This is a genomic window from Pseudomonas sp. Irchel s3h14, assembly GCF_900187425.1.
Classification (GTDB): domain Bacteria; phylum Pseudomonadota; class Gammaproteobacteria; order Pseudomonadales; family Pseudomonadaceae; genus Aquipseudomonas.
Genome location: NZ_FYDJ01000016.1, coordinates 39,764 through 63,478, shown reverse-complemented (window position 1 = coordinate 63,478; position 23,715 = coordinate 39,764). Strand labels below are relative to the sequence as shown.

22 protein-coding genes and 1 pseudogene are annotated in these 23,715 nt (G+C 60.3%); 9 read left to right on the top strand and 14 right to left on the bottom strand.

Annotated elements, in window-relative coordinates:
• Window positions 1–53: 53 nt before the first annotated feature.
• Entirely contained in the window at window positions 54–572 is a 519-nt protein-coding gene (locus CKW16_RS24145) for an Hcp family type VI secretion system effector (RefSeq protein ID WP_095131286.1), read from the bottom strand.
• A 445-nt stretch (window positions 573–1,017) separates the two neighbouring features.
• On the opposite strand from CKW16_RS24145, the gene CKW16_RS24140 reads away from it, so the two are divergent.
• Window positions 1,018–1,695 (top strand): type 1 glutamine amidotransferase domain-containing protein, encoded by a 678-nt coding sequence (locus tag CKW16_RS24140; protein WP_095131380.1) that lies wholly within the window; start codon window positions 1,018–1,020, stop codon window positions 1,693–1,695.
• Between the two features lie 170 nt (window positions 1,696–1,865).
• Here CKW16_RS24140 and CKW16_RS24135 read toward each other — a convergent pair whose 3' ends face one another.
• From CKW16_RS24135 to CKW16_RS24125, 3 genes and pseudogenes are all read right to left on the bottom strand, one after another.
• Entirely contained in the window at window positions 1,866–3,236 is a 1,371-nt protein-coding gene (locus CKW16_RS24135; RefSeq protein WP_095131284.1) for a VOC family protein, read from the bottom strand.
• Between the two features lie 289 nt (window positions 3,237–3,525).
• Window positions 3,526–4,467: an alpha/beta fold hydrolase gene (locus tag CKW16_RS24130; protein WP_095131282.1), complete on the bottom strand. Its 942-nt coding sequence runs from the start codon at window positions 4,465–4,467 to the stop codon at window positions 3,526–3,528.
• Between the two features lie 22 nt (window positions 4,468–4,489).
• Window positions 4,490–5,677: pseudogene (locus tag CKW16_RS24125) on the bottom strand (flavin-containing monooxygenase).
• Between the two features lie 397 nt (window positions 5,678–6,074).
• On the opposite strand from CKW16_RS24125, the gene CKW16_RS24120 reads away from it, so the two are divergent.
• From CKW16_RS24120 to CKW16_RS24110, 3 genes are all read left to right on the top strand, one after another.
• On the top strand, window positions 6,075–7,148 hold the full coding sequence (locus CKW16_RS24120) for a diguanylate cyclase (RefSeq protein WP_095131280.1): 1,074 nt from the start codon (window positions 6,075–6,077) through the stop codon (window positions 7,146–7,148).
• A 151-nt stretch (window positions 7,149–7,299) separates the two neighbouring features.
• Window positions 7,300–8,541: a M20/M25/M40 family metallo-hydrolase gene (locus CKW16_RS24115; RefSeq protein WP_095131278.1), complete on the top strand. Its 1,242-nt coding sequence runs from the start codon at window positions 7,300–7,302 to the stop codon at window positions 8,539–8,541.
• A 276-nt stretch (window positions 8,542–8,817) separates the two neighbouring features.
• Window positions 8,818–9,120, top strand: a complete 303-nt coding sequence (locus tag CKW16_RS24110) for a hypothetical protein (protein ID WP_095131276.1) — start codon at window positions 8,818–8,820, stop codon at window positions 9,118–9,120.
• 65 nt (window positions 9,121–9,185) lie between these two features.
• Here the strand turns inward: CKW16_RS24110 and CKW16_RS24105 are convergent, their stop codons facing one another.
• The 8 genes from CKW16_RS24105 to CKW16_RS24070 form a co-directional block, all read right to left on the bottom strand.
• The gene (locus tag CKW16_RS24105; RefSeq protein WP_095131274.1) at window positions 9,186–10,055 is read right to left on the bottom strand and encodes an oxaloacetate decarboxylase; all 870 of its coding nucleotides are present in this window, start codon (window positions 10,053–10,055) and stop codon (window positions 9,186–9,188) included.
• Between the two features lie 130 nt (window positions 10,056–10,185).
• A complete protein-coding gene (astA, locus tag CKW16_RS24100) occupies window positions 10,186–11,220 on the bottom strand; it encodes an arginine N-succinyltransferase (protein WP_095131272.1) in 1,035 nt (344 codons plus the stop codon).
• 61 nt (window positions 11,221–11,281) lie between these two features.
• Window positions 11,282–12,298: an arginine N-succinyltransferase gene (locus tag CKW16_RS24095; protein WP_095131270.1), complete on the bottom strand. Its 1,017-nt coding sequence runs from the start codon at window positions 12,296–12,298 to the stop codon at window positions 11,282–11,284.
• Window positions 12,299–12,417: 119 nt separating this feature from the next.
• Entirely contained in the window at window positions 12,418–13,767 is a 1,350-nt protein-coding gene (locus CKW16_RS24090; RefSeq protein WP_095131268.1) for an APC family permease, read from the bottom strand.
• Window positions 13,768–13,824: 57 nt separating this feature from the next.
• Entirely contained in the window at window positions 13,825–14,577 is a 753-nt protein-coding gene (locus CKW16_RS24085; protein ID WP_095131266.1) for an N-formylglutamate amidohydrolase, read from the bottom strand.
• Window positions 14,561–15,892 carry a glutamine synthetase family protein gene (locus tag CKW16_RS24080; RefSeq protein WP_095131264.1) on the bottom strand — a complete coding sequence of 444 codons (1,332 nt, stop codon included), beginning with the start codon at window positions 15,890–15,892 and terminating at the stop codon, window positions 14,561–14,563. Before CKW16_RS24080 ends, CKW16_RS24085 begins: the two co-directional genes overlap by 17 nt.
• Window positions 15,889–16,533 (bottom strand): isochorismatase family cysteine hydrolase, encoded by a 645-nt coding sequence (locus tag CKW16_RS24075; protein ID WP_095131262.1) that lies wholly within the window; start codon window positions 16,531–16,533, stop codon window positions 15,889–15,891. Before CKW16_RS24075 ends, CKW16_RS24080 begins: the two co-directional genes overlap by 4 nt.
• 2 nt (window positions 16,534–16,535) lie before the next feature.
• Window positions 16,536–17,390, bottom strand: a complete 855-nt coding sequence (locus CKW16_RS24070) for a MurR/RpiR family transcriptional regulator (protein WP_095131260.1) — start codon at window positions 17,388–17,390, stop codon at window positions 16,536–16,538.
• Between the two features lie 341 nt (window positions 17,391–17,731).
• On the opposite strand from CKW16_RS24070, the gene CKW16_RS24065 reads away from it, so the two are divergent.
• Together CKW16_RS24065 and cobF are read left to right on the top strand one after the other, a co-directional pair.
• Window positions 17,732–18,304 (top strand): histidine phosphatase family protein, encoded by a 573-nt coding sequence (locus CKW16_RS24065; protein ID WP_095131258.1) that lies wholly within the window; start codon window positions 17,732–17,734, stop codon window positions 18,302–18,304.
• Complete coding sequence (cobF, locus tag CKW16_RS24060) at window positions 18,304–19,059, top strand: precorrin-6A synthase (deacetylating) (protein WP_095131256.1); 756 nt, start codon at window positions 18,304–18,306, stop codon at window positions 19,057–19,059. The genes CKW16_RS24065 and cobF overlap by 1 nt, the downstream gene beginning before the upstream one ends.
• 138 nt (window positions 19,060–19,197) lie before the next feature.
• Here cobF and ftrA read toward each other — a convergent pair whose 3' ends face one another.
• The gene (ftrA, locus tag CKW16_RS24055) at window positions 19,198–20,172 is read right to left on the bottom strand and encodes a transcriptional regulator FtrA (RefSeq protein ID WP_095131254.1); all 975 of its coding nucleotides are present in this window, start codon (window positions 20,170–20,172) and stop codon (window positions 19,198–19,200) included.
• 101 nt (window positions 20,173–20,273) lie between these two features.
• On the opposite strand from ftrA, the gene CKW16_RS24050 reads away from it, so the two are divergent.
• Entirely contained in the window at window positions 20,274–20,708 is a 435-nt protein-coding gene (locus CKW16_RS24050) for a rhodanese-like domain-containing protein (RefSeq protein ID WP_095131252.1), read from the top strand.
• Here CKW16_RS24050 and CKW16_RS24045 read toward each other — a convergent pair.
• Complete coding sequence (locus CKW16_RS24045; protein ID WP_095131250.1) at window positions 20,676–21,350, bottom strand: type 1 glutamine amidotransferase; 675 nt, start codon at window positions 21,348–21,350, stop codon at window positions 20,676–20,678. The genes CKW16_RS24050 and CKW16_RS24045 overlap by 33 nt on opposite strands.
• Window positions 21,351–21,585: 235 nt before the next feature.
• On the opposite strand from CKW16_RS24045, the gene CKW16_RS24040 reads away from it, so the two are divergent.
• Together CKW16_RS24040 and CKW16_RS24035 are read left to right on the top strand one after the other, a co-directional pair.
• Window positions 21,586–22,365 (top strand): ABC transporter substrate-binding protein, encoded by a 780-nt coding sequence (locus CKW16_RS24040; protein ID WP_095131248.1) that lies wholly within the window; start codon window positions 21,586–21,588, stop codon window positions 22,363–22,365.
• A gap of 98 nt (window positions 22,366–22,463) precedes the next feature.
• The gene (locus CKW16_RS24035) at window positions 22,464–23,576 is read left to right on the top strand and encodes a succinylglutamate desuccinylase/aspartoacylase family protein (protein ID WP_095131246.1); all 1,113 of its coding nucleotides are present in this window, start codon (window positions 22,464–22,466) and stop codon (window positions 23,574–23,576) included.
• The last annotated feature ends 139 nt before the right edge of the window (window positions 23,577–23,715 follow it).

The following is a 23,715-nucleotide window of genomic DNA, read 5'->3' as shown; positions in this document are numbered from 1 at the left end:
GGAAACAACATCGACCAGCAGAGCTGGCCGATGCTTGAAACGGTCGGCCAGACTTAGCCAGCGACCGGGGAACGCCAGTCATCGGAACCCGAAGTACCGGATACTTCGTGGGTCCAGGTGATTTTGCGGTAGGTGAAATGCACGTCTTCCAGGTGGGTGAAGTGCGAGTTCGCCGGATCTTGGCAGTTGTGCATGTAGTCCTTGATGTCCACGATGATCGCGTCTTCAAGTTTGGTGGTGTAGTAGTGCTCTTGTGTGCCTTGAGCCGAGGTGCGGTACCACTTGATTTCGATAGTGGTCATGCGCTCGCCCGAAGTCAGGGCAGCCAGCAGCAGTGGGGAAGCCTTGTCGAACACTTTGGTGATGACAACTGGCTTGTGAACGCGCTGACCAGTAGGTTGGCCGGACTGCGGGTCACGCGGGATGATCACTTCGTGCTGGAAACCCTGAACCATGACCTGGTCTTCGTGACCTTCCTGGTAGGTGTTGCCAACCGAGTCGGCAGTGAACGCGCCGGCAGTGATCAGACCTTGTTTCTCGCCAGTGACGGACATGTACGCTGGTGTAGCCATGGATGTGCTCCTTGCTAAAAGTTAAGGGTGCCCGGGAGGCGGTATCGCCCGGTGGGTGCCTGACTGTTATCAAGGTCCGTGCCAGAAGCGGTTAAGGCTATATAAATCAGGCGGTTGAGAGGTTTTTTAGATCTCGCGGAGAAGGTTCGGCAGCGATCGCCGGTGAATGTGCGCAAGAAGTTGCGCAGTACTGCGCAACTTCTTGCGCACTTGGCTGGAGCGCCTGACGGGCCGGGCGATCAGCGTCGCGGGAAGGGCTTTCGCAGCGTTGAGTGCGCAACTTCTTGCGCATCAAGGCGGTTAGCCATCATTCGGTGACCCATCGTCTGATTTGCCGAAAACCGGTAGCAGAACCGCTAGGGTGACAGGTGCAACGAATGCTGCAGCCTGGAGGTCAAACTCAGCGCCGAGATGAATGAACAACTGCGAACTCAAGGAGAACGACATGAAAATCCTGATGGTTCTAACGTCACACGATCAATTGGGTGACACGGGTAAGAAAACCGGCTTTTGGCTGGAGGAATTCGCCGCACCGTACTTTGCCTTTAAAGACGCCGGCGCTCAGTTGACCCTGGCCTCGCCCAAGGGTGGTCAACCACCGCTGGACCCAAAAAGCGACGAGCCGGACGCGCAAACTGCGGCCACCGAGCGCTTTCGCAAAGACCCCGCCGCCCAGTCAGCATTGGCATCTACCGCTCTGCTAAGCAGCGCGAGGGCTGAAGATTACGATGCGATTTTCTACCCGGGCGGCCATGGCCCGCTGTGGGATTTGGCCGAAGACAAAATTTCGATTGCTCTGATCGAGGCGTTTTCCCAGGCGGGCAAACCGGTCGCGGCCGTCTGCCACGCGCCGGGTGTGTTGCGTCACGTCAAGGGCGCGGACGGCCAGCCGCTGGTCAAAGGCAAGCGCGTGACGGGGTTTACCAATTCTGAAGAGGAGGCAGTGCAACTGACGAAGGTCGTGCCGTTTTTGGTGGAGGACATGCTTAAGGAGAAGGGTGGTGTCTATTCCAAAGGTGCTGACTGGGCGAGTTATGTGCTCACTGATGGTTTGCTGATTACCGGTCAGAATCCGGCTTCCTCTGAAGCGGCGGCACAAGAACTGTTGGCGAAGCTCCGCTAAGTCTGACGTGTAGCAGCTGGCGCAGCCTGCGTTCGGCTGCGCAGCAGTCGTAAAACCGGCAAACACGGTTTGTCTGAAAGACCGCGGCGGCGGATACAACGACCGCTTCGCAGCCGAACGCAGGCTGCGCCAGCTGCTACAGGTTCGTGCCACGCCTCAGACAGCGAGGCTCAATGCGCGAAACATTCCTCGATCGAGCGCCGCTGCGTCTCGGCATACAACGCCAACTCATCGATCGTCGATCGACCCAGCGCCTTCTCAAACACCTGCCGGTTCGATTGCACGCCATAGTGGGTTTGCGCCGCATCCCCCAGGTTCGACTGAAAAATCCCCGCAGCGCTGACTGGCAGGAAATCTTCGTACACCAACGGTTCAACCTGCAAATACCCGCCGCTGAGCAGATCTTCCAGCGACCACGATTTCAACTCGTCGGCCCCCATACCTTTTTCCGTGACGAAGTAGCGAAAGTACGCCAGTTCCTGTTGGCGCATACCTTCAACGGTGTCAGGGAATTCTGCAAAGTGCTGCGCCATCAGCGCGTTGTAACGTGTGGCATTGGCCTCATTGGGGAAGTCTTTCAATTCATCCCGGGCAGCGTTGAGCAAACGGTCGTAAAGCGCCCGGCCTTTGGGCGTGAGCGCCGCGCCGCGTTGCTCGATCTCGCCAAAACGAGCGCTGTGGCTGCCGTGAGTCTGGGGTTGATCGGTGAAGGCGACAGGCTCGTCCAGCGCCTTGAAACTGGTCTGGCGCAGCAGGATCGGGCACTGACGGCGGGGCGGGCCTTCGATTACCGCTTTGGGGGTGATGCCGTGGGCAGGCATTTGCGCCTGGACGATGTCGATGTCCAGGGTGCGCGGCGTCAGGTGGTTGATATGCGGGCCGGTGAACGCCACCACGTCGGCGATCAGACGATGCTGGGCGCTGAGTTTGCGGTACTGCTCGGCGGTCACGGTGGCGGTGTGGTGCCAACGGAACGTTTCCAGCGCCTGCTCGACGAAGTCCTGGGCCTCCTGTTCGGTGAGGCCTCCCCGGGTTTCGGCGCGATCGATGAGGGTCAGCGCGGTGGGCGTGAAGATCGAACGCTTATCCAGCACCGATTGGGCGAACGCTCGCAGTTCCAGGTCCTCGATCAGTTCCAGGCGCAGCAGGGAGGTGAACACCCTGAACGGGCTGACCTGCAACGCCGCCTCATGCACCGCGCGAAAAGCCGTGGAGTGCACCGGCACGCCGGCCGGGGTCAGGTCGTAATAACCCACCGGCTGCATGCCCATCACCGCAAACAGCCGGGCGAGGGTGGCCAGTTCATCGGCGGTGCCGACACGGATCGCGCCATGCCGCTCCAGGTCCAGGCGCTGGATTTCACCGGTGCTATTCAACTGTCGGGCGATCTGTGGATCGCTGTCCAGTACGTGGTGGTTGGTCTGTTCCACCAGTTCCATCAGCGCGCCGTACAGCGGCACTTCTTCGCGGTACATGTCGGACATCGCTTTGGAAAAGCGTTGGCGGATCAGGTCAGGGCTGACGAAGTTCGGGTGACTCATGAAAGAATTCCTGATGCGGTGATGTAGAGGATGCGGGAAAAGATCGCAGCCTTGCGCGGCGCCGACAAACGAAGAATCTTACGAACTTCATTCTGCAAAGGACTGCTGGTTGTAGCAGCTTGTAGCAGCTGCCGAGCCTGCGAGGCTGCGTTCGGCTGCGGAGCAGTCGCAAACCCTGTATGCACGTTCCTTCTGACACACCGCAGTGGCTGATTTCACGACTGCTTCGCAGCCGAACGCAGCCTCGCAGGCTCGGCAGCTGCTACAGGGGCGCGGTGTCTGGCAGCTGCTACACAGGAAGTTCAGAACGCAGCGATGCCAAAAATTCCCGATACAGCCGCGCCGTGTTCGTCGGTTGTTCCACCATCGGCATATGGCCGGTGTGGTCCCAGACTTCCACTCGCAGATCGGCGATGCCTTTGCTCCAGATCGCCACGCTGCTGACATCGATCAAGCGGTCCTTGTGGCCCCACAGCAACAGCGCCTGGCACTTGATGTCGGGCAGTTTTGGCTCCATCGGCGGGCTGGCGCGCAAGTCCCTGAACATTTCTTCCAGCTCCTCGCGTTGCTGTTCATAGCGCTGAGCGATGGCGTCCAGCACCACCTTGGGTACCCACGGCGGTTCGGCCATGGTCATGGCATAGAAGCGCTGGAATTCTTCCCGTGAATGAATCAGGAACGGGTTGTGGCCCTTGGCCAAATGCCGCTCCAGGTCGCTGGCTTCGGGGGCGGTGACACCCGCGGGGTCGATCAGAGCCAACGAAACAATGCGATCCGGGTACGTGGCCGCCAGCCACGCTGCCATGTAGCCGCCCATCGAGTTGCCGATCACGTGGACTTTCTCGACGCCGCAGACATCGAGCAACTGGATCATCCGCTTGGCCTGCAAGGGAATGTCGTAGCCGCCGCCCGCCTTGAAGCCGGTTTCGCCATGGCCGGCGATGTCGGGGATGATCACCCGATAGTTGCCGACAAAGTGCCGGGCAAAGCGCAGCCAGATGTTCTTGTCGGCGCTGTAGCCATGGAGCATCAGCACGCTGCTGGACGCTTCGTACGGCCCGCCTTGCCAGGTCGAGACGGTCATTTCGGCGATAGGCACGACAATTTTGTGCAGTCCATACAGCTTGGCCTCTATCGACATGTTCAAGGCATAGAGCCAATGACCGATGGCCGGGTAACTCAACCAGCTCCAGGCCACGAAAACTGCGATTGCGACAACCAACAAAAGCATCAGGCATCTTCCTTTTACGTGATCAGGACAGAATGTGATCAGCGGGTTTCAGCGCCCTGGTCAACCGGTGATAGCTGAAACTGAACCCCGGAAACATCGCAATCACATGACCGCTCTTGCTTTGATACCAACTGTGGCAGCCCCCGGACTTCCATACCGTGCGTTCCATCTCCCGGTGGATCATTTCAGTGTAGGTACGTTCTGCTTCGGGGCGTACTTCGATGCTGCGCAAACCGTGTTCTTTTAACGTGCGGATGCAATCCAGAATGTAGTTCATCTGAGACTCGATGATGAACAGCGCCGAGGTGTGGCCGATGCCCGTGTTGGGACCGGTGACGATAAACAGGTTGGGGAAGTCCGGCAGGCTGGTGCCGAGATAGGCCCGCGGGTACCGGGCCCAGAAATCTTTGAGTTGTGTGCCGTTTTTGCCGGTGACCGGGTAAGAAATCACCCCGTCGGTGGCGTCGTAACCGGTGGACCAGACGATCAGGTCCAGGTCGATGTGTTGGCCGTCCCGGGTGACGATGCCGGTTTCATCGATGGCGGCGATGCCTTGCTCGCGGCTGTGCAGGCTCACGTTACTGCGGCCCAGCGCCGGGTACAGGGTGCTTGAGATGATCACCCGTTTGCAGCCGATGACGTAGTCGGGTGTCAGTTTTTGCCGTAATTGGGGGTCGGGCACTTGCCGTTTGAGAAAGCGCAGGGCGTGTTGCTGGACCAAGCGGATCGCTGGTTTCGAATACTTGAAGGCAATCACCCGGGTTTCAAACTGCCAGTAGATCATCCAGCGCAACAGTTTGTAGGCCGGTTTGAGCCCCAGTAACCAACGCTGGAATGGCCCAAAGGCACGGTCGGCACGAGGCAATACCCAGTGAGGCGTGCGCTGGAACACATGCAAATGCTCGACATCCGGGGCAATGGTTGGAATTGTCTCGCAGGCCGAAGTGCTCCACCACGTACTGGGTGTAGTGGTGCAGTTCGGTCTGTTCGGCGAACATTTGCGTCCAGCGGTAGGGCGCGAAGGGCAGCGAATAGAGCGGCGAGGGCACGTCGACCGCGGCACCAGGGTAGGTGTTTTGGCACCGGTACCGCCGAAAAAGTCCCGGCGTTCCAGCAGGCGGAAATCGTCGATGCCTGCCTTGAGCAAATTGATCGCCGCGCACTGGCCGCCAAATCCGCTGCCGATGATCAACACTTGAAAGGTCTGCATGGGCCTAATACCGATCAGTTAAGGAACGACACAATCCGTAGCAGCTGGCGAAGCCTGCGTTCGGCTGCGCAGCAGTCGTAAAACCTGAGTTTGCAGTCTTCCTGAAACACCGCATCGTCTGATTTCACGACTGCTGCGCAGCCGAACGCAGGCTTCGCCAGCTGCTACGGATCGCGTTTTGGCTAACTGATCGGCATTATGCATGGGCCTCCTTTTTTATCGTTATTGATCGAACCCTCCTTTCATGTATAGCCAAACATTGGGCGCTCGCCTCATGGCTATGCCTTGGTATTCAGACCGCCAGCCGGTGATGGCTATTTGCCGTTGCCCTGATAGACTCTCACCACACTTGAAACCCTTGTGTTTTCAGGTTCCGTGCAGTGGCGCAGAGGCCTCTATGGAAAAAACGGGAGGAAAAGGACTTTCACTGGCCAGGAGGCTCTATACATCGCGAACCCTGGGTCTGGCTTTGGGGCTGTTGCTCGTGAGCGCAGCGATGTATCCACTCAACCCTGCACCGTGGGTCTGGGTGGTGATGCTGCTCAACGCCGTAGTCTGGCCGCACCTGGCTTATCAATGGGCGCGCCGCGCGCCAGTGCCTTATCACGCCGAACACCGCAACCTGCTGGTGGACGCCTTTCTCGGCGGCTTTTGGGTCGCCGCCATGCATTTCAATCCGCTGCCCGGTGCGACGACCCTGGCCATGATGGCGATGAACAATGTGGCCATTGGCGGCTTACGTTTCCTGTTGGCGGGAACCGTGGCGCAGATTCTCGGGATGGGCGTCGGACTGCTGATTTTCTCCCCCGCCTTCATCCCGAAAACCAGCCAACTGCAGATGTATGCCTGTTTGCCCTTGATGTGTTTGTATCCGCTGGCATTGGGCTGGATCTGCTTCCGCCAGGCCCACACCCTCGGCCGACAAAAGCGTGAACTGCTGGCCCTGAGCCGCACCGACAGCCTCACCGGCCTGCTGAACCACGGCGCCTGGAAGGATCAACTGGAGGTCGAATTCCAGCGTTGCAAACGTCAGCAGCAGGGCGGGGCGATTGCGCTGATCGACATCGACCATTTCAAATCTATCAACGACACCTACGGCCACGTTGCCGGGGACATCGTGCTGCGTCAGTTGAGCAAAATGCTCAAGCAGAACCTGCGCGCGGCGGATGTTGCCGGGCGCTACGGTGGCGACGAGTTCTGCGTGATCCTCCCGGACCTTCCGCTCACGAGCGCTGCAGCCGCCATGGATGCCCTGCGTGATCGCTTCGTCACCTTGGGCTACGAGCAGAGCCCGGCGCTGACAGTCAGCCTGAGCATCGGCCTGGCCGCCTTCAACCCGGCACACACCGACGCGACCCAGTGGCTCAACGACGCCGACCTGGCGCTCTACGAAGCCAAAGCCACCGGCCGCAACCGCGTCATCTGTTGCGGCGATGGCAGATCGCATCACGAAATACTTGATTCGGTGTGAAACGTGATCGTTCCCACGCTCCTGCGTGGGAATGCAGCCATGGACGCTCCGCGTCCGCTCTTGGCGTTTCAAGTGTCGCATTCGGTCTAGAGCCTTGCGCCGTAGTCAGGTAGGGTGTTTTTCACCCCCGACACGAAACAAGGATCGATTCATGACGTTCAACCGCCCTCGCTCCCTGCTGGCCACCAGCCTTGGCCTGACCCTCGCCCTCGGCGTTTTCGCTCCCGCAGTTTCCGCCGAACCGCACAAACAAGTCCTCGCCGATTCCGAACAGTACAAGGACGAAGCCCTGAAGTTACTCGAACGTTTGGTGAACATCGACTCCGGTTCCGGCTATGAACCGGGCCTGACGAAAGTCAGTGACATCGCCATCGACGAACTGAAAAAACTCGGCGCGACCATCGAACGGGTGCCCAATACCCCGGACAAAAGCAGCCATGTGATCGCGACCCTGAAAGGCACCGGCAAGGCAAAGATCTTGCTGATGGCGCACATGGACACCGTCTTCAAGGAAGGTTCGGCCGCCGAGCGTCCGTTCCACATCAAGGACGGCCGCGCCTACGGGCCGGGCGTGATGGATGACAAGGGCGGCATCGTTGCCGGGATCTACGCGCTCAAAGTCCTGAAAAACCTCGACTTCAAGAACTACGCGCAAATCACCTTCCTGCTCGACGCCAGCGAAGAAACCGGCTCGGACATCGCCACCGACCTGATCAAGAAAACCGCCAAGGCCCACGACGTCACCCTCAACCTCGAACCCGGCCGCCCGGCGGATGGTCTGGTGGTGTGGCGCAAAGGCAGTGCCACCGCCGTGGTCGAGGTCAAGGGCAAGGCCGCTCATGCCGGTGTCGCGCCGGAGCTGGGACGCAACGCCGCCATGGAAGCGGCGCACCAGATTTTGCAGCTCGGCAAACTGGGCGACGCCGAGAAGAAAACCACCATCAACTTCACCGTGCTCAAGGCCGGCGACCGCACCAACGTCATTCCGGATCAAGCCACCGCCAAGGCAGACGTGCGGGCGGCGGTGCCGGAAGAGTTTGACCGGATCGAGAAGGACCTGGCGCGGGTTTCGAAAGACAAGCTGATTGCTGACACAGAAGTCACCACCACACTTCAGCGCGGATTGCCGCCGATGCCGCAAACGCCGGAATCCGATCGGTTGATGGCCATGGCTCAGGGGGTTTACGGGGAGATTGGCCGTAAGTTGACGGAAGAGGGCAGTGGTGGGGCGGCGGATGCGAGTTTGTCCGCGGGTGTGGGCACACCGACGCTGGATGGATTCGGGATTGTTGGCGGGAATATTCATACGCCGGAGGAGTACGCGGAGGTTGAGAGTGTGGCGCCGCGGATTTACTTGTTGTCGCGGATGATTATGGAGTTGGCTAAGCACTAATCATCACCGCTGATCGTTCCCACGCTCCCGCGTGGGAATGCCTCTACGGACGCTCTGCGTTCGGCTTCGGAAGGGACGCGGAGCGTCCCGGGCTGCATTCCCACGCAGAGCGTGGGAACGATCAACTTGTGGCGCACAACTTTCCAAGACGTTTCCCACAGAACTGCTCGTTGCAGTGCTGCAAGTTGGCCCTTTATGATCCCGGCTCGCGGTCAATCCCGCGACGATTTTGGCCGGTCGAATCCCAGGAATCCTTATTTATCAGGAGATGTTTCCATGTTCGACCAAGTCATGCCTCGTTACCTCCCCATCGACACCTACGACGCCGAAACCCCGGTGCTCTTCATCAACACCCACGAAGAACTCAGCGACATCGCCGCTTGTGCTGCACATCGCTTCACCGTGGTTCGCGATCTGGCGGACACCTTGTCCAGCCTGAACCTCAAAGACATTTCCGATTGCGATCTGACGCGCGTTACCCGGGCGGTTCATCTGCTGATGCGCGAAGGCTGCGCGATGCTGAATGTGGTTCAGGCGCGGGCGTTGCAGCGGGAGGTGGAGTTCAAGACTCCGGCCTGACAGGCGAGTAGTTCTGTGGCGAGGGAGTTAAGCTCCGTCGCCACCGGTAAACAATCTCGCTGTAGTTACTCCTTAACGCTCATAAACTCTTCCGCCCAACGGATGTATTCCTCAGGCTGCGTATAGGTATGAGTCAATTCGGTAGCGCTTAGGTCCGACGCCTGAGTAAAGATCTGCCGTTGTTCTCGCAGGCTGTCATACGTGGCCTTGATCGCGGCGAAGTAGGCACCATGGCCGTCGATGGTCACCCGCACCCCCAGCTCGGCCAGGCGTTTATCGTCGCGCAGCAGCGGGTTGCCGTAGGTGACCAGCATCAGCGGTACGCTCAGGTGCTCGGCGATTTGTTCGAGGTGGTCGAAGTCCCGCACGCCCACCATGCAAATCCCGTCCGCACCGGCCTGCTGGTAATGACAGGTACGGCTGATGACTTCCTGCACCGGCAGAATCCCGGCGTTGGTGCGGGCGATGATTGCCATTTCCGAGTCGACCCGTGCTTCCAGCGCCGCACGAATCTTGCCGACGCCTTCCGCCACCCCGATCAGGTCGGTGGACTTGCGGCCGAACTGGGCGGGCAGCAGCGTATCTTCGATGGTCAGGGCGGCCACACCGGCGCGTTCGAGTTCGACGATGGTGCGCATGACGTTGAGCGCGTTGCCGTAGCCGTGGTCGGCGTCGGCGATGACCGGCAGTTGGGCAACACGGCCAATGCGAGTGGCCTGCTCGGCAAACTCGCTGAGGGTGATCAGGGCGAAGTCAGGCGCACCCAGTACCTGCAACGATGCGACTGAACCGCCCAGGATCCCCACTTCAAAACCCAGGTCAGCGGCAATGCGGGCCGACATCGGATCGAAGACCGACGCCGTGTGGTAGCAGGCGTTGGAAGCGAACAGCTCGCGAAAGTTACGGCGCAAATCTTGATGAGAAAGCCTGGACATATGAGTTCCACCACTGCAATGGGAATGGAAGGGCTTGAGCAAAAGTGTCAACGCCGAAGGAACAAAAGGCTATCACGCGAGCGGAGGAAGGATGATGACGAATTTGCAGAGGCGGATGGACCACCGTCGGTCACGCCGCCACCGACTGCTGTTGTTGATTGAGCAGCAGCACGGCGCGTACCGAGTTGCCGGGTTGCAGTTGCAGGCGTTTGGCGGTGAGGCGGTCGACAATCAGGCTGTTGCCCACTTGCCTGGCCTGGGCGGCGGTGATGCGGCAGTTTTCCAGGCGACGGTTGTGGATCAGCCACACCGGGGCCTGCTCGTCGGGTGTGCCGATGGCCAGCAGCAGCGGTTGGCTGTCGCGCACGGTGCGGATATTCGAGATCGGGGCTTCGATCACCGGGCCGGCGTCGAAGATGTCGATGTAACCCTTATGGGCAAACCCTTCGGCGGTGAGGATTTTCAGTGCCGGTTCCGTGTTCGGGTGCGCCTTGCCGATCACGGCCTGGGCCTGTTCGGTGAGCAGGCAGGTGTAGAGCGGTTGGCGTGGCATCAGTTCAGCGATGAACGACTTGCTGCCCAGGCCCGACAAGTGATCGGCGTGGCTGAAATCCATCTTGAAGAAGTGCCGGCCCAGGCTGTCCCAGAACGGTGAACAGCCTTGTTCGTCGGCACTGCCACGCAGTTCGGCGATGAGTTTGTCGCCGAACAGGTGCGGAAACTCGGCAACAAACAACAAACGCCCCAACGACAGCAATCGACCGTTACTGCCCTGGCGTTGATCGGGTCGCAGAAACAGCGAGCAAATCTCCGATTGGCCGGTCATTTCATTGTTCAGGAACAACGTCGGAATCTGTCGCTGGATACCCAGGTCCGGTGACGAACTGACCGTGAGCCCGACCCGATAGTTGTACCAGGGCTCGCGCAGGCCCACGGCACCCACCAGGGCACTGACGCCCACCAACTGCTGATCGTCGTCTTCGAGTACGAAGAGGTAATCGGCATCGGCGCGTTCGACCTGTTCAGCGAAGGTTCGTTGGGCCCAGCGTACCCGGTGGGTCAGGCGTTCCTCGTTGGCCGGCAGGGTGGTGAAACCGGGGCCAGCCTGGTGCACCAGATTCAGCAAGGCGGGCAGGTCGGTTACGCGAACCGGGCGGACAATCATGATGCAACTCCTTCTGCACGCCTGCTCGGGCGCTGTCGTTGGGCACGGGGCCGGGTGATGCTCACAGGGCGATCAGCCGGATCGGGCTGCCTTCGGTGACGTTCAGGGCGGCGCACATCTCGGCGCTCAACCCCACAGGTTGCCCAGCCTGGTAATCCAGATCGGCGACGATGGCGCGATAGTCCTTCAGCGAATCGTTGCTCACCAGATAGCTGCCAAGGGCATCGATGGACGCACCCGGTTTTGCCGTGCCGGTCTGGCTCTGGGCGATAGAGCGGATGCCGGGAGTGCGCGCATACAACGTCGGACCGCCGTCGAACAGGTCGATGTAGCTGTTGGTTTCGAAGCCTTCGCGCTCGAGGATATCGAAGGCCTCCTGGCCATCGGGGTGGATACGGCCGATGCAGTCCTGCGCCGCCTTGGGCAGCATCGGCACGTAGATCGGGTATTGCGGCATCAGTTCGGCGAGGAAGGTTCGGCTTTCCAGGCCGCAAAGTCGCTCGGCTTCGGCGTAGGGCAGGTCGAAGAAATGCTTGCCCACCGCATCCCAGAACGGCGAGTGCCCTTCATCGCTGCTGAAGCCGACGATTTCGGTGATGACGGCTTCCGAAAAGCGCTGCGAGTGGGCGGCGATGAACAATAGCCGCGCCCGGGACAGCAGTTCAGAGAACCGTGTCCGCACCAGCGCTGCGTCAATATGAAAACCCCGCAGCAAGGTATGGCCGCTGAGGTCGTGGCACAACGACAACGCGGGTACGCCGTGCTCGATGTTCAGCTCCCGCGAGGCGCTGGTGAAGTGCCGGTTGCGCAGGCTGTAGAACGGCTCGCTGAAACCGGCGGTGGCAAGGATCTCCGAGCAGCCGACCAAGCGCTCTCGGGTCAGATCTTCCAGCACGAAGAAGTAGTTCTCCGGGCCATGACCCTCAACGTCTTTTTCGAATGAGGCGCAGGAGTCGAGAATCTTCTCGCGCAGGCATTCGGTGTCGTCCGGCAAGGACGTGACGCCTATCAGACTTTCGCGCGCCAGTTGCTGCAACTGGGGCAGGTCGGTTAACTCGACTGGGCGTAAGACCAGCATGGATGCACTCCTGTATCAAAGGGTTCGGCGGTTGGCACCGAACCTGACTATCACTGTCGGTTTCCACGCAATACATCGGCGGTCGCCTGAATGTTTGTCAGACGCCGCTCTTTTTCTTGTCAGCCGTTGCTTGGGTCGGGCAGTACCGTGCTGGCGCCCAGTTTGTTGAGTACAAACAGGTAGACCAGGCCCAGGGCAATCCAGATCAGGCCGAGTTTCTGTGCATCGACGCCCATGTTGTACATGATCGCCGCGACGATGATGAAGCCAATCACAGGGCAGATCAGGTGACGGATTACCTGTCCGGATTTCTGCCGCCGCCAGTAGTAGTTGATGACCGTCAGGTGCAGCAACATGAAACCGCTCAGTGCGCCGAAATTCACCAGCGAGGTGAGGGTGTCCACCGAGTTGATGAACAGGTAGCAGATCACCAGCGACAGCACGGCCACCAGGTAGATGCTCACGTACGGCGTGTTGTGTTTGGGGTGAACCTTGGCCAGTACCTTTGGCAGCTTGCCGTCTCGGGCCATGCCGAACAGCAGACGAGACACTGCCGCTTGGGAGGTGATTGCCACCGCCACACCCCAGGCCAGCGCCGTCGCCACGGCGGTCAGGGTTGCCAGCCAGCTGCCGGCCGCGAGTTCAGCGATGTCATAAAACGCCGTGTCAGCCGATTTGAAACCCATGCCGGCCGCCAGATCTGTCGCAATCCAGGTCTGCACGACGAAGATCACGCCCATGACCACCAGCGTAATCAGCGCGGCCTTGCCGACGCTGCGGCCCGGGTCACCCTTGATCTCTTCGGCGAGGGTGGAAATCGCATCGAAACCGAGGAACGACAGCACCGCAATCGACACCGCTTGCATCAGCAGGACGAAGTTGAACGTTTCGGGGTTGTACAACGGCGCCAGTGTCAGCTGACCGTTACCGCCGCCGCTGTGCAGCGCGTTCCAGGCGTAAAACAGGAAGATCCCCAGCACCACCAGTTGCGCCAGCAGAAAGATGATGTTCATCCGCGCGGTGAAAGTGATTCCCCGCAAATTGACGAAGGTCGCGCTGACCAGGAAGGCCAGGATGAAACCGACCTTCGGAATGTCCGGGTACAAATGATTCAGGGCCATGGCCGCGTACACATACAGCAGCGGCGGAATCAGCAGGTAATCGAGGAGCATCAGCCAACCGGCGATAAATCCTACGTGCTGGTTCAGGCCCCGTTGCGCGTAGGAATAAACCGAACCGGCAATCGGAAAGGCCCGAGCCATGCTGCCGTAACTCAGGGCCGTGAAGAGCATCGCCACCATGCCGATGATGTAGGCCAGCGGTACCAGCCCCGGGGCTTCGGCGTTGACGTAGCCATAAACACCAAACGGTGCGATGGGGATCATGAAGATCATCCCGTACACCACCAGATCGGTCAGCGACAGGCTGCGTTTCAACTCTTGCTTGTAGCCGAATTCTTCTATTTCCATGAAGCCCTTCTCCTTGGGATGAAAGCAGCTGCACGCTGCGAGTTTGAAGCGATTGTTTTACAACAGCGGCGCCAGGTATTCGGTAAAGCGAGTGACGTCTTCAGGCGTGCGCAGCAGGTCGTTGCGCACCTCGATCAACACTGATTCCAGGCCGCGTGCATCGCCGTGGACCGGCACGGTCATGTCGCCCAGCGGGTTGATTTTGTACGGCTCATTGCCGGCAACCTTCAATGGATGCTGGCTCAAGCCATCGATCAATCGCTGGGCATATTCCTTGGCCTCTCTATACAACACGCCAACTTCAAGCACGCGGGGCTGGCCGTGATAGACCGGCGTGAAACTGTGAATCCCCACCACCCGCACCGGCCGGCCTTGAGCGACACGCTCGTCGATCAAGTCTGTCAGGCGCGAGTGAAACGGCTCGAACAGGGATTGCCGACGGTACTCTTGGGTGGCTTTGTCCAGGTCCCGGTTGCCCGGTATCTGATAAATCTCGCTCTGCGCCGGAATGCTGTCCGGCGCTTGGCGCGGTCGGTTGAGATCGACCAACAGTCGCGAATAATTGGCCGCCAACAGGGTTGCGCCCAATGCTCGGGACAAACCCTCAGCCAGCGCCAGGGCGCCGATGTCCCAGGCGATGTGCTCGCGGGCCGCTTCGTGACTCAGGCCCAGGTTATTTAACCCGGCCGGAATAAAACGGCTGGCGTGCTCGCACACCAGAATCAACGGGTGGCCGGAGTCTTCCCGGCTCAGGGTGTACGCGGGCTCGGTGTATAGACCGAGCTCTGCAGATTCAGTACAGGCGCGCATAGTGTTCACAGCGTTCGGCGGACGACAGTTGTTCCGTCAGTGTCAGTTCCTCGGTTTTAAGGGCGAAGTAGGTATCCAGCAACGCGCTCGGCAGGGCTTCGATCAGTGCCTCGCTGTTGCGCAGGCAATCCAGGGCCTGGGCAAGGGACGCGGGCAGGGCGACGATGCCGCGCGCCTGGCGTTGTTCTTCGTTCAGGGAGTCGGGGACTTCATCGGTGATTGCGTTCAAGGCCAGACGCTGCTCGATGCCCAGCCGACCGGCAATCAGCAGCGCGGCCATGGCAAGGTGCGGTGAGGACGTGGCGTCCATGGCGCGAAATTCCAGGTTGTATTGCGACGCCACCGATTTGCCGCCCAGGCTTGTCGTCGGGCAGATTCTCAGCGCCGCTTCGCGGTTGCGTTGCCCGAGGCAAGCATAGGACGCGCTCCAGTGATGGGGCTGCAAACGCTCGTAGGACACCGGCGTCGGCGCGGTAAACGCACAGAGTGCGGGCAGGTGATGCAGGATGCCGGCGGCCCAGTGCTGGCCGAGAGTCGACAAGCCATTGGTGGTGCCGGCGTCGTACATCACCGGTTGGCCAGCCAGGTCCAGCAGGCTGACGTGCAGGTGCACGCCGTTGCACACCGCGTGCTCCGAGGTCTTGGGCGCGAAGCTCAACGCCAGGCCCATTTGCCGGGCGATCTCGCGGGTGATTTCACGAACGTTCACCGCGCGGTCGGCAGCGGCCACCCCAAGGGTCGGGCGACAGGTGATTTCGTATTGATGCTTGCCGTACTCGGGCAGGAACATTTCCGGCTCGACGCCACCGGCACGCAGGGCGCTGAGCAGCCAACCGCCAAACTCGGCACCCTGACGCTGGGCTTGCAGCGAAAACGCCAGGTGTTCAACTCCGCCGGTGTTCAAGTTGAATTCATGCTCGAACGCTGCATTGACCTGCAAGCCCAACTCGGCGCGATAACGTTCTACCTCGTTGCGCAACACCGTTCGCGGGCAGGCACCCCACGGGCGGCCATCGGTTTCGCGGATGTCGCTGTGAATAAAATCCAGCGCCGGCGCGTTGGCATCCGGGCCGTTACTGACCGTCACTCGGCTGACCGGATCGGGCATCAGCCGCAAATCTCCATAAGCGCCCCACGGGTTGGCGTAGGCGATGATGTCTTGCGGGGTCAGCGCGCTGTTGGCCGGCACCCAGCCACAACCCGTCTTTTGATAGTGCTCGAGTTCGTCCGTGGGAAAGGAGCGCCCGCGTGTCACACCGATCAGGTCGGTGGTGACGAGGGTGGTCATGGGCAGTGGCAACAGGCGCTCGCTCATGGCTGCATCTCCTGCAACCGGCCGAGCACAGTCTGGGTGTCGGTGATCCAGCAGTAACCCTTGATTGCATTCAGGCAGGCCTGATGCCGCGCGGGTGTGTAAGTCGCGCAGGCATCTTCCACCAGCGTCACCAGATAACCGCGGTCCGCGGCATCACGCACGGCCATGTCCACGCACTGGTCGGTGACGATGCCGGCGATGATCAGGTGCCGCGTCCCGAGGTTGCGCAGCACGTAGTCGATGTTGGTGGAGTTGAAGACTCCGGACGAGGTCTTGGGCAGCACGATTTCGTTTTCTGCCGGGGTCAGGTCGTCGATGATCCGCGCTTGCGGGCTACCCTTGGGCAAGTGCATGTCCGAGAGTTTGTGGTCCAGCGAGCGGTCGCGGCCATCGGCGGTGAGGCTTTCGATGATCGTGTGCAGTACGTTTTGCCGGGCGCTGCGAAAGGCGCTGAGCAACCGGCGTTGATTGGGCACCACCTGCATGTGGGTGCGGGTCAGGAAGTACTCGGCGTCCGGTCCGTTGAGGTGCGGGTCAAACTGCGGTTCAAGCCAGGCGCGTTGCATGTCCACCAGCAACAGCGCGGTGTGATCGGTGACGAATGGCAAATCCCGAGGCGAGTGGTGGGGGAGCGTGAACATCCTTATTTATCCTCCAGCAGGTGGGTGTCGAAGTCGGTCCGCAGGGCGTCGATGCCCTCCAGGCGATCGGCCAGATCCGGACTGCGCAGGGTCAGGCAGGCAATCAGCGCCTCGACCTGGGCCAGCGCCGGAACCATGGAGTCGAAGGCCGACACCGATTCCACCGGCGCACTGATAATCAGGTCGGCCATTTCCCGCAACGGTGAAGCATAGATGTCGGTGAACAACACCACGCGTGCATATCGACTTTTCGCCGCATTGGCCACGCGCAGGGCTTGTGACTGGTAGCGGCGATAGTCGAACACCAGCACCACGTCCTGACGCTGCACGTCGAACAATCGGTCGGGCAGTTGCGCGTTGTCTTCCAGGGCGAAACAGCCCCGACGCAGCAGGCGCAAGTGGTTGAGCAAATAATTGGCGAGGAAGCTGCTGAAGCGCCCCCCGAAGCAATGCACCTGATGGCGGGTGTCGAGCAGCCATTCCACCAGAATCCGCACATCTTCGGGTTGGGTCAGCGCATGGGTGTCCACCAGCGCTCGATGGCTGTCTGCCAGATAATGGCTCCAGGCGTCGCCTTTCTGAAGATGAGCACGAGGTTGCAACAGGGCACTGGGGGAGCGGAGGCGGTGGTCCATGTCGCTGAGCAGGGCATCCTGGAAATCGGCATAACCGCTGAAACCCAGTTTTTTGACCAGTCGCACGATGGTGGGATCGCTGACACCGGCATGTTCGGCCAAACGTGACATCGGGCCCAGTCCGTTACGCGGGTACTGGTCCAGCAAGGCACGGATGACTTTGCGTTCCGACGGCGTAAGGTCCAGGCCGGGATCGGTGATCAGGTCTCTGAGAGAAGGCATCCGGGCTCCTGCTGGATGGATATGTCGGTTTCATTTCATAAATTGCTAAAACAGTATTTATGTAGCGGACTCAACATGTCTAGTGAATTTTTCCATGGTTTTTTAAAGCCCCAAAACAGGGCGAAAAGCCCGTGGGGCTTGGGCTACATGGATGTCGACTGAGGTTGTAGGCCATTGCCCATAGTGGTGTCGGATATCGCCGATTTTTTCAGGTGTATTAAGTTTTAGAACCTGTATGGCCGGATCAAACGAAACGCCCTGGATCGCGCTTCTTGCGGCACAATTGGGCAATTATTTTCGGCGTGACGCCGTTTCAATTTCCATCGACAGAGTGATCCTTCGTGCAGGCGACCCGTTTGACCCTGATGTGCCACGCTCGAACCTTCGCACAAAAATTGGCGTGTTTTCCTACGAATGAGCCCATAGAGATGGATTGGCAATCGGCAAAGGGATCGCGTCGTGCTCAGTTCAAGGGGACGCCGCGACTGATGTGTGGCCCTGAACTGCGAACCCGGCAAACCGCCGAGCTGTTCGGCAGCGACGTGGAGATTGTCGAGGCATTGAGGGATTGCGATTTCGGGAACTGGAAAGGCGCGCGGATTGACGATCTGCAAAAATCCGCAGCCCAAGCGCTGCAGATCTGGCTCGATGACCCAAGCTTGGCGCCCCACGGTGGCGAGTCGGTGGTGCAACTCGGTGAACGGGTGGCCGCTTGGCTGAAAACACTGGAGGCCAAACCAGGACACATCGTTGCCATCACCCATCCGTTTGTCATGCGCGCCGCGCTGACGCAGGTGCTGCAAGGCGCAGCGTTTAACCTGATCGACGTTGAACCGCTGTCGGCCATCGAATTGCGGTTCAACGGCCGCTGGCGCTTACGCTTGCTGGGCACGGACCCTGAGGAAACACGTTGATGAAAAAACTTCTGGTCATCGGCATCGGCGCCGGCAACCCCGACTACATCACGATGCAGGCCGTGAAGGCGCTGAACCTCGTCGACGTGTTTTTCCTCATGGACAAGGGCCAGAGCAAAGACAAACTGATCGACCTGCGCCGCGAGATCTGCGAGCGCTACATCACCGATCGCGACTACCGCTTCGTCGAAGCCCACAGCCCGGAGCGCGAGCGCGGTGATGTGGACTACAAGGCCAGCGTGGAAGAGCTGAATCTGGCCAAGCAGCAGACCTTCGAACGGTTGATCAGCGAGGAAATGACTGATGACCAGTGCGCCGGTTTTCTGGTGTGGGGTGATCCGGCGTTGTACGACAGCACGATCCGGATCTTGCAGGCGATTCTGGCGTCGGGCCGATGCGTCTTCGAATTTGAAGTGATCCCCGGTATCACCAGTGTTCAGGCGCTGGCGGCGCAGCATAAGGTGCCGCTGAACCGCATTGGCCGCTCGATTGAAATCACCACGGGTCGACGGCTGGCGGCGGGGCAGGTGAGCGATGCCGACAGTTTGGTGGTGATGCTGGATGCAGAAGATTCCTACTATCGGGTGGCGGATCAGGAGACAGAGATTTACTGGGGGGCCTACCTGGGGACGCCGGATGAAATTCTGATCAGCGGCAAGCTCAAGGATGTGGCGGATGAGATCGAGCGGGTGCGCAAGGCGGCCCGGTTGGCCAATGGGTGGATTATGGATACGTATCTGCTGCGCAAGCCTTGAGAGCAGCGGTGTTTGGGCTGACGCCTTCGCGAGCAAGTCGGATCGCCGCACCGCCGCTCCCACAGTTGACCGAGTTGTATTGACGGACGCGGTCTATGTGGGAGCGGGCTTGCTCGCGAAGAGGCCCTAAAGAACACCTCAAGAAATCGCTTTTACCTCCCGCCCAAACCGCTCCCGATACACCGACGGCGGCACGCCGACCACGCTGCGAAACGCCACCCGAAAACTCTCCACCGAGCGATAACCGCAGCGCTGGGCAATCTGGTCGGTGTTCTGGCTCGTACTCTCAAGCAGCTCTCGAGCCCGGCCCAGGCGCTCATGCTGCAACCACGCCTTGGGCGGCATACCGGTGGCTTCAGTGAAGCGGCGCAGAAACGTCCGTTCGCTCATGGCCGCCTCACTCGCCAGCTCACGCACCTCCAGCGGTTCGTGCAAACGCTCGCGTGCCCACTGCATGACGCGCGACAAATCGCTACGCGGCGTAGGACTGACCGGTGTCGGAATGAACTGCGCCTGACCGCCGGTGCGTTGCGGCGACATCACCAGCCGCCGCGCCACCGAGTTGGCCACTTGCGTACCGAAGTCCCGCGCCACCAAGTGCAGACAGGCATCGATACCGGCGGCGCTGCCGGCCGAGGTGATCAGCTGACCTGAATCGACATAGAGCACGTCCGGGTCCACCAGAATGTTCGGAAAACGCTCGGCCAACTCAGCGGTGTAGCGCCAGTGCGTGGTGGCGCCGCGACCGTCAAGCAAACCGGTGGCCGCCAGCACGAACACCCCCGAGCAGATCGACAGCAGCCGCGCACCCCGCGCATGGGCCTGGCGCAGGGCCGCGATCAATGCCTCAGGCACCGGGGCGCTGCGATCGCGCCAGCCGGGAATGATGATGGTCCGGGCGTCCTCGAGCAGTTCCATGCCGCCATCGGCCAATACCTGAATGCCGCCCATGGCGCGCATCGGGCCTTGATCAACGGCGGCGATCCGGTGCTCGTACCAGGGGAAGTCGAACTCTGGACGTGCCAGGCCAAAGATCTCCACAGCGATGCCGAATTCGAATGTACAAAGGCCGTCGTAGGCCAGAATCGCGACCAAGCCAGGGGTGGGCTGCATTTGGCGGAAAGTTCCCGGTGAGTGTCTTGTGCGCCACTGTAGCCGCAAGCGTCGGGCGGATAAAGTCTTCTCACACCCACACAGACTTTGGAGTACAGCCCATGACCAGCCTGGTTCGCGAGATTCCCGCCGCCCCATCGGCCATCGCCCTGATGCATTTCAGCAACCGTCTGACCTTCGAAACCGACTGTTCCGACGTTCACGGCAGCCAACAGGCCGGCGAAGTGGATTTTGTCCTGGTGGACGTGCGCGGCCCGCTCGCGTTCGAGCGTGGCCATGTGCCGGGAGCGATCAATATTCCGGGGCGACTGCTGAGCGCTGAAGGTCTGGCGGCTTACCCGAAAACCAGCGTGTTCGTAGTGTATTGCGCCGGGCCCCACTGCAACGGCGCCAACAAGGCTGCTGTGAAACTGGCGGCGCTGGGTTACCCGGTCAAGGAAATGATCGGCGGGGTGACCGGGTGGCTGGATGAAGGGTTTGAGTTGAGTGTGAGGGTGCAACAGTCAGTGAGTGCCGTGATCGGTTGTGAGTGCTGATCGGGCCGAGACCTGCGCTGACCACCAACCATCCAGCGTCGCCTGCAACCACTCGAACACGGTTGCGTAGGCGGCGCTGTTCTGTTGACCCCGAGGCAGCGGTGATTCGTCGCCAAAGTGTTCATTGAGCGTGGCCACCGATTCAGCCGTCCACTCGGGATGAAACTGCAAACCCACCCGCGTCGGCCCGACGCAATACATCTGCTGCTCGCACTGATCACTGCTGGCCAGCAACTGCGCGTTTTGCGGCAGGTCGATGGCGTCCTCGTGCCATTCCAGCACCTGCAACGTCTGGCCATCGACAAAGGTCACGGGCGTCCATCCGGTTTCCGTACGATCCATCCGCCGCACATTCCCGCCCAGACTCAACGCCAGCAACTGCGCCCCCAGACAAATCGCAAACACCGCCGCGCCTTGATCCAGGCTGCCCGCCAACCACTGACGTTCGGCTTCCAGCCAGGCCGGCCCGCCGTTGGACTCATAAGGCCCGCCCAACAGAATCACGGGTGCTGCACTCACTGGCGGCAACTGGCCGAGGTCGGCGCGAAACACGTCCAGGGTCAAACCTCGGGACGCAGCCCACGTGGCAATGGCGCCGGGACCTTCGGCGGGGTGGTGCTGGATCAGGTTCAACGTGGGCATAAGGGCTCTCTTGTAGTTTTTGCTTGTAGGTTTTGTCTGAAAAAAGGGCTTGTCCTACAGTCTTTGCACCGGCTTGGCGCACGCTTCAAGGGACTTGAATCCGTCGGCCACTTTTCTATAACTATTTGTCGCTTAAATACAATTGACCCTCCGTGAGCCGCTCTAGACTGCCGGCCACTTCGGTCTTCACCTACCGAAAGCTGCCAATAAAAGCCTCCGCACACAGGAGTTATAAATGAAGAAGCTAGTGATGTTCGGTGCCCTGGCACTGTCGATGTTGTCCCTGACGGCTGTGGCCGAAGACGCCAAGCCGATCCGCCTCGGTATCGAAGCCGGTTACCCGCCATTCTCGATGAAAACCCCTGACGGCAAACTCACCGGTTTCGACGTGGACATTGGCGACGCGCTGTGCGAGCAGATGAAAGTGAAGTGCACCTGGGTCGAGCAAGAGTTCGACGGCCTGATCCCAGCGCTGAAGGTCAAGAAAATCGACGCGATCCTGTCGTCTATGACCATCACCGACGATCGTAAAAAGAACGTCGATTTCACCATCAAGTACTACCACACCCCGGCGCGCTTCGTGATGAAGGCAGGCTCCGACATCAAGGACCCGCTGACCGAACTCAAAGGCAAGAAAGTCGGTGTGCTGCGTGCCAGTACCCACGACCGCTTCGCCACTGAAGTGCTGGTGCCGGCCGGTATCAATCTGGTTCGCTACGGTTCCCAGCAGGAAGCCAACCTGGACATGGTCGCCGGTCGTCTGGACGCGATGCTGGCCGACTCGGTCAACCTGGACGACGGTTTCCTGAAAACCGACGCCGGTAAAGGTTTCGCTTTTGTAGGCCCGACCTTCGAAGACGCCAAGTACTTCGGCGGCGGCGCCGGTATCGCTGTGCGCAAGGGTGATACCGCCCTGGCAGAGAAATTCAACACCGCCATCACCGAAATCCGCGCCAACGGCAAGTACAAGCAAGTGCAAGACAAGTACTTCGACTTTGACGTTTACGGCCAGTAATCACGCCGTTCAAAAAAGTGGCAACCGTTGACGCGGTTGCCACTTTTTTTATGCCTTGATGATTTATTCTGCGCAGCACGCGAACACAGGAGCACCCCATGCAACGCATCGACCATTCACTGCCCTGGAGCCACTTGGGCACCGAACGCACCCTCAGCGTGTTTCGTTATGGCGCGGGCACTCGCAAGGTCTACATCCAGGCCAGCCTGCACGCCGATGAACTGCCGGGCATGCGCACGGCGTGGGAGCTGAAGAAGCGTCTGGCCGAACTTGAAACCCAGGGTCAGTTGCAGGGCGTGATCGAACTGGTCCCGGTGGCCAATCCCATCGGCCTCGATCAACACCTGCAAGGCAGCCACATGGGTCGCTTCGAGCTGGGCAGCGGCAAGAACTTCAACCGCTCCTTCGTCGAACTCAGCGCACCGGTGGCCGAGTTGGTTGGTGATCGCTTGGGCAGTGACGCGGCTGCCAACATCGCGCTGATTCGCCAGACCATGGGACAGGTACTCGACGGCCTGCCGGCATCGACCTCGCAGCTTGAAGCCATGCACCGTTTGCTTCTGCGCCACGCCTGTGAGGCCGATATCACCCTCGACCTGCATTGTGATTTCGACGCGGCGATTCATCTGTATGCCTTGCCGCAACACTGGCCGCAGTGGCAATCCCTGGCGGCGCGTTTGAAGGCTGGGGTGGCGTTGCTCTGTGAAGACTCCGGCGGCAGCTCATTTGATGAGTCGTGTTCAACGCCGTGGTTGCGCCTGGCCAGGGCTTTCCCTGAGGCCGCGATCCCGCCGGCCAACCTGGCGACGACGCTGGAGCTGGGCAGCATGGGTGATACACGAGTCGATCAGGCTCAAGCCAATTGCGAGGCGATTCTCGGCTTCCTCGCCGAGCAGGGTTTCATCAAAGGCACTTGGCCCGCGGCACCGAGCGAATGCTGCGAAGGCATGCCGTTCGAAGGCACTCAATGCCTGTTCGCGCCGCATCACGGGGTCGTCAGTTTCCTGCGCGATTCGGGTGAATGGGTGGAGAAGGGCGATGCGCTGTTTGAAGTGGTCGACCCGCTGAATGATCGAGTTACCACGGTTTGCGCCGGGACCAGTGGCGTGTTGTTTGCCATCGATCGTGGGCGCTACACCCAGCCGGGCACCTGGCAGGCGAAGGTCGCGGGGCGCGAGCCGATTCGGGTTGGGAAACTGATTAACGACTAAGGGGCTTTTTCACCGATCGTTCCCACGCTCTGCGTGGGAATGCAGCCCGAGACGCTCCGCGTCCCAGAAGCCGAACGCGGAGCGTCCGTTGAGGCATTCCCACGCAGAGCGTGGGAACGATCAAGCTGTCTCTCATAGT

Coding starts and splice junctions, on each gene's coding strand:
- CKW16_RS24040 (WP_095131248.1), top strand. CDS start 21,586: ATGAAGAAGCTAGTGATGTTCGGTGCCCTGGCACTGTCGATGTTGTCC.
- CKW16_RS24135 (WP_095131284.1), bottom strand. CDS start 3,236: ATGAGTCACCCGAACTTCGTCAGCCCTGACCTGATCCGCCAACGCTTT.
- CKW16_RS24050 (WP_095131252.1), top strand. CDS start 20,274: ATGACCAGCCTGGTTCGCGAGATTCCCGCCGCCCCATCGGCCATCGCC.
- CKW16_RS24115 (WP_095131278.1), top strand. CDS start 7,300: ATGACGTTCAACCGCCCTCGCTCCCTGCTGGCCACCAGCCTTGGCCTG.
- CKW16_RS24130 (WP_095131282.1), bottom strand. CDS start 4,467: ATGCTTTTGTTGGTTGTCGCAATCGCAGTTTTCGTGGCCTGGAGCTGG.
- CKW16_RS24105 (WP_095131274.1), bottom strand. CDS start 10,055: ATGTCCAGGCTTTCTCATCAAGATTTGCGCCGTAACTTTCGCGAGCTG.
- CKW16_RS24110 (WP_095131276.1), top strand. CDS start 8,818: ATGTTCGACCAAGTCATGCCTCGTTACCTCCCCATCGACACCTACGAC.
- CKW16_RS24035 (WP_095131246.1), top strand. CDS start 22,464: ATGCAACGCATCGACCATTCACTGCCCTGGAGCCACTTGGGCACCGAA.
- CKW16_RS24075 (WP_095131262.1), bottom strand. CDS start 16,533: ATGTTCACGCTCCCCCACCACTCGCCTCGGGATTTGCCATTCGTCACC.
- CKW16_RS24120 (WP_095131280.1), top strand. CDS start 6,075: ATGGAAAAAACGGGAGGAAAAGGACTTTCACTGGCCAGGAGGCTCTAT.
- CKW16_RS24090 (WP_095131268.1), bottom strand. CDS start 13,767: ATGGAAATAGAAGAATTCGGCTACAAGCAAGAGTTGAAACGCAGCCTG.
- cobF (WP_095131256.1), top strand. CDS start 18,304: ATGAAAAAACTTCTGGTCATCGGCATCGGCGCCGGCAACCCCGACTAC.
- CKW16_RS24070 (WP_095131260.1), bottom strand. CDS start 17,390: ATGCCTTCTCTCAGAGACCTGATCACCGATCCCGGCCTGGACCTTACG.
- CKW16_RS24080 (WP_095131264.1), bottom strand. CDS start 15,892: ATGAGCGAGCGCCTGTTGCCACTGCCCATGACCACCCTCGTCACCACC.
- CKW16_RS24145 (WP_095131286.1), bottom strand. CDS start 572: ATGGCTACACCAGCGTACATGTCCGTCACTGGCGAGAAACAAGGTCTG.
- ftrA (WP_095131254.1), bottom strand. CDS start 20,172: ATGCAGCCCACCCCTGGCTTGGTCGCGATTCTGGCCTACGACGGCCTT.
- CKW16_RS24140 (WP_095131380.1), top strand. CDS start 1,018: ATGAAAATCCTGATGGTTCTAACGTCACACGATCAATTGGGTGACACG.
- astA (WP_095131272.1), bottom strand. CDS start 11,220: ATGATTGTCCGCCCGGTTCGCGTAACCGACCTGCCCGCCTTGCTGAAT.
- CKW16_RS24045 (WP_095131250.1), bottom strand. CDS start 21,350: ATGCCCACGTTGAACCTGATCCAGCACCACCCCGCCGAAGGTCCCGGC.
- CKW16_RS24085 (WP_095131266.1), bottom strand. CDS start 14,577: ATGCGCGCCTGTACTGAATCTGCAGAGCTCGGTCTATACACCGAGCCC.
- CKW16_RS24095 (WP_095131270.1), bottom strand. CDS start 12,298: ATGCTGGTCTTACGCCCAGTCGAGTTAACCGACCTGCCCCAGTTGCAG.